Annotated in this window: 4 protein-coding genes and 1 pseudogene; 1 reads left to right on the forward strand and 4 read right to left on the reverse strand. The window is 71.7% G+C overall.

Annotation, left to right across the window (positions count from 1 at the left end; translation table 11 throughout):
* Positions 1–61 precede the first annotated feature (61 nt).
* Entirely contained in the window at positions 62–931 is an 870-nt protein-coding gene (serB, locus tag ACFDTC_RS15860; RefSeq protein WP_375259858.1) for a phosphoserine phosphatase SerB, read from the forward strand.
* Here serB and cueR read toward each other — a convergent pair.
* The 4 genes and pseudogenes from cueR to ACFDTC_RS15880 form a co-directional block, all read right to left on the reverse strand.
* A complete protein-coding gene (gene cueR, locus ACFDTC_RS15865) occupies positions 928–1,317 on the reverse strand; it encodes a Cu(I)-responsive transcriptional regulator (protein WP_375259859.1) in 390 nt (129 codons plus the stop codon). The genes serB and cueR overlap by 4 nt on opposite strands.
* A complete protein-coding gene (locus ACFDTC_RS15870; protein WP_375259860.1) occupies positions 1,314–3,782 on the reverse strand; it encodes a heavy metal translocating P-type ATPase in 2,469 nt (822 codons plus the stop codon). The genes cueR and ACFDTC_RS15870 overlap by 4 nt, the downstream gene beginning before the upstream one ends.
* Before the next feature lie 59 nt (positions 3,783–3,841).
* Positions 3,842–4,300, reverse strand: coding sequence for a hypothetical protein (locus tag ACFDTC_RS15875; RefSeq protein WP_375259861.1), 459 nt, complete (start codon positions 4,298–4,300; stop codon positions 3,842–3,844).
* Between the two features lie 116 nt (positions 4,301–4,416).
* A pseudogene (locus tag ACFDTC_RS15880) lies at positions 4,417–4,714 on the reverse strand (23S rRNA (adenine(2503)-C(2))-methyltransferase RlmN); the annotation flags it as partial.

Raw genomic sequence — 4,714 nt, forward strand, 5'->3', positions numbered from 1 at the left:
CGCCGGACGCCTTCCCAATCCCGCCGCTCCGTGCCAGACAGCCGGAAAAGAGGGACGCTTCATGCCGATCATCTCGCTCATCGCAGCACCCGGCGCGCTCGACCCGGCGCTGGCCGAAAACCTGCGCAACGCCTGGGGCGGCGGCGCGGTCCAGTGGCTGTCCCCGGACGAGGCGGCCGAGTTCGCCGTGCCCGCCCTGCCCGACACTTGGGACGACACGCGCGCGGCCCTCGCCGACCAGGCCGACGTCAACGCCCTGCCCGACGAAGGCCGTCGCAAGCAGATGCTGCTGGCCGACATGGACAGCACGATGATCCAGCAGGAATGCATCGACGAACTGGCGAACGAGGCCGGCTTCGGCTCGCGGGTGAAGGCGATCACCGCGCGCGCCATGAACGGAGAGCTCGACTTCGAGGGCGCGTTGACCGAACGTGTCGCGCTGTTGAAGGGCCTGCCCGAGGCGGTGATCGCCCGCGTGCTCGACACCCGGATCACGCCCATGCCCGGCGGGGCCACCCTGATCGCGACCATGAAGGCGCATGGCGCGCATTGCGCGCTGGTCTCGGGCGGCTTCACCGCCTTCACCACCCGCGTCGCCGGCGATCTGGGCTTCGACGAGCATCGCGCCAACACGCTCGAGATCGCGGACGCGCTTCTGACCGGCACCGTCACGCCGCCCATCCTGGGGCGCGAGGCGAAGATCGAGGCGCTGGAACAGATCAGCGCCCGCCTCGGGATCGCCGAGGCGGACGTGATCGCGGTGGGCGACGGGGCGAACGACCTCGGCATGCTGGGCCGCGCGGGGCTGGGCGTGGCGCTGCACGCCAAGCCGTCGGTCCAGGCGCAGTGCGACCTGCGGGTGAACCACGGCGACCTGACCGCGCTGCTGTACCTGCAGGGCTACGCGCGCGACGACTTCGCCGCGCCCTAGGTGCCCTCGGCCAGGTCCTTCAGGATCGGGCAATCGGGGCGGTCGTCGCCGTGGCAGGCCTCGACCAGGTCGCCCAGCGTATCGCGCATGGCACCCAGCTGGGCGATCTTCTCGTCGATCCGCGCCAGATGCTCGCGCGCAACACGCTTGACGTCGCCGCTGGCGCGCGTGTCGTCCTCGTAGAGCGCCAGCAGCGTACGGCAATCCTCGATCGAGAAGCCCAGCGCGCGGGCGCGCGCCAGGAAGGCCAGCTTGTGCACGTCGGTCGACCGGAAGGCGCGGTAGCCGTTGCTGTCGCGCGCCGGGGTCACTAGGCCGATCTCCTCGTAGTAGCGGATCGTCTTGGCCGGCAGCCCGGCCTTCGCGGCAACCTCGCCGATGTTCATGCGGCGGCCTCCTGAAGGGGCGCGGCGGGGCGCGACGGCTCCTCGGGCAGCGCGGGCGAGACGCGGCGCAGCCGCAGCGCGTTCGACAGCACGAAGACCGACGACAGCGCCATAGCGCCCGCCGCCAGCATCGGCGACAGCATCATGCCCGTCGCGGGGTAGAGCACGCCGGCCGCCACCGGGATCAGCGCGACGTTGTAGCCGAAGGCCCAGAACAGGTTCTGCCGGATGTTGCGCATCACCGCGCGGCTGAGCCCGAAGGCGTTCACCGCGCCCGCCACCGCGCCCGAAGACAGCACCACGTCGGCGCTTTCGATCGCGACGTCGGTGCCGGTGCCGATCGCGAGGCCGATCTCGGCCTCGGCCAGCGCGGGCGCGTCGTTGATGCCGTCGCCCGCGAAGGCCACGGCGCCGAAGCGCTCGCGCAGATGGCGGATGGCGTCGACCTTGCCCTCGGGGCGGACCTCGGCCTCGACGTGCTCGATGCCGAGGTCGGCGGCGATGGCCTGCGCCGTGGCGCGCGTGTCGCCGGTGATCATCGCCACCGCGATGCCCGCGTCGTGCAGCGCGGCGACGGCGCGGCGCGCATCGGGCTTGACGCGGTCAGCCACGGCGAAGGCGGCGGCGAGCCGGCCGTCGACGGCCACCAGCACCGGCGTCTGACCGCGCGACGCGGCCGTTTCGAGCGCCTCGGCCAGCGGGCCGGCATCGATACCGGCCTCCTGCATCAGGCGCGCTGTGCCGACCAGCACCTCGCGTCCCTCGACCGTGGCACGCAGGCCATAGCCCGGCACGGTCTCGACGCTGGCGGGCTCAGGCGCGTCCGGCGCGGCGCGGTCCAGCGCGCGGGCGATCGGGTGATCCGATCCGCGCTCGGCCGAGGCGACGAGGCGCAGCACCTCCGAGGCCTCGAACCCGCCGGTCATGGTCTGGGCGACAAGTTCGGGGCGGCCTTCCGTCAGGGTGCCGGTCTTGTCGAAGGCCACGACGCGCGCCTGCGACAACCGCTGCAGCGCGTCGCCCTTGCGGAAGAGCACGCCCAATTCGGCCGCGCGGCCGGTGCCGACCATGATCGAGGTCGGCGTGGCCAGCCCCATCGCGCAGGGGCACGCGATGATCAGCACCGACACGCCGGCTACCAGCGCCTGCGCGGGATCGCCGGTCAGCGCAAGCCAGGCGAGAATGGTGACGAGAGCGACCGCAAGGACCACGGGCACGAAGACGCGCACCACCCGGTCGGCTAGCGCCTGGATCGGCAGCTTGGCGCCCTGCGCCTGCTCGACCAGCGCGATGATGCGCGCCAGCACGGTGTCCGCGCCGACGGCCGTCGCGCGGTAGCGCAGCGTGCCGTTGCCGTTCACCGTGCCGCCGGTCACCGCGGCGCCTTCGGACTTCTCGACCGGCACGGGTTCGCCGGTCAGCATGCTTTCATCGACATAGGAGGCGCCCGACACGACCTCGCCATCGACGGCGATCCGCTCGCCCGCGCGGGCCAGCAGCACGTCGCCGGGCGCCACGTCCGCGACGCCGACCTCTTCGATCCGGCCGTCACGCTCGCGCCGGACGGTGTCGGGGCGCAGGCCCATCAGCTTGCGGATCGCGGCACCGGTTCGGCCCTTCGCCCGCGCCTCGAGCAGGCGGCCCAGAAGGATCAGCGTGACGATCACCGCGGCGGCCTCGAAATACACGGCCCGCGCGGTTTCCGGCAGCAGCGCCGGCGCGAACAGCACGGTGGTCGAGTAGCCCCAGGCCGCGAGCGTGCCCAGCGCCACCAGCGTGTTCATGTCCGGCGCGCCCTTGAAGAGCAGCGGCAACCCGACGCGGAAAAAGCGGCGGCCGGGCCCGACCAGCACGGCCGTCACCAGCACGAACTGTGCGAACCAGACGGTCCAGGTGTCCACGAGGCCGTACAGCCAGTGGTGAAAGCCGGGCACGAGGTGGCCGCCCATCTCGACCAGGAAGACCGGCAGGGTGAGGGCTGCCGCGACGATGAAATCGCGGCGCAGCGCGGTGGTCTCGGCACGCTTGCGCTCTTCGGTCGCCTGGCTGTCGTCGCCGACCTGCCGCGCGCCGTAGCCGGCGTCGCCGACCGCGCGGACCAGCGCATCGGTCGGCACGGCGCCCGACAGGACGCGCACGACCACCGTGTCCGTGGCCAGGTTGACCTGCGCGTCCAGAACACCCGGCAGGGCGGTCAGCGCACGCTCGACCCGGCCGGCGCAGGAGGCGCAGCTCATACCCTCGATATCCAGCGTGATGCGGGTTTCCTGCGCCGGGTAGCCGGCCTTGGCGAGTGCATCGCGCAATGTCGCGGCATCGGCGTCGCCGGCGACCGTGGCGCGATGGCTGGCGATGCTGACCGAGGCCGACTCGACGCCCGGCACGGCGGCCAGCGCACGCTCGGCGCGGCCCGCGCAGCCGGCGCAGGTCATCGAGGTGACGTCGAACTGGATCTGTCGGGACATGAAAAGGCACCCTGTGTGACGGCGTTTTCCCTCACATAGGGGTTCCAGTCACGGGAAGGTCAAGCGTCCAGTTTGCGTTTTTCGCGCCCGAACCGACCGAAGACGCGCGTTCGGCAATCCTCGCACAGCAGGGGCAGGCCGAACCGCGCGGCCGCGTGCAGCATCGGCAGGTACGCCACCGGCGAGACGAGGAACCCCGCCTCGGCCAGCGCGACCTCGCGCCGTTGCTCGGCGGCGGCCATCACGAAGCGCGCGATGGCAAGCTCGTCCTCGGAGAAGCCGTCCGAGTCCTGATCCAGGATGACGGGGATGCGCCAGGCGTGGTGATCCAGCAGGCTGCGTAATTCGAAGAAGGCGACCAGGCAGGACCGCGCGCGCGGCTCGCCGATGCTGTCGCACAACTCGTCCCACAGCCGGTCGAGCCTGTCCGACCCGGCGGCCCAGGCCCGCAGCACGGCGATCGCGCGCCGTTCGGGCCGGCGCATGACGCCAACGCGGGGCACGCCGCCGGCGCTCATCCCGCGTCTCGGGGCGTGGAACGGAAGAAGCGTCGAAAGGCGGGCATGGCCGGCTCCTGCAAGGGACCCGGCCATTCCTGACTTTTTTTGTCAGTCTTGTCAATCGAGGCCGGAGACTAGGCGGTGCTGCCAATCCCGGCCTCGGCCTCGATCTGGCGGCGCGACTTCTTTGCGCGCTCGGAGGCAGATTTCAGCTGCCCGCAGGCGGCCATGATGTCCTCGCCCCGCGGGGTGCGGATGGGCGAGGCGTAGCCGGCCTTGTAAACGATGTCGGCGAAAGCCTCGATCCGGCTCCAGTCGCTGCGCTGATAGGGTGCGCCGGGCCATTCGTTGAACGGGATCAGGTTGATCTTGGCGGGGATGCCGGCGATCAGCTGCACCAGCCGGCGCGCGTCGGCGTCGCTGTCGTTCACG

The organism is Citreimonas sp. (assembly GCF_042096055.1).
In the GTDB taxonomy this organism is placed as follows: Bacteria; Pseudomonadota; Alphaproteobacteria; order Rhodobacterales; family Rhodobacteraceae; genus Citreimonas.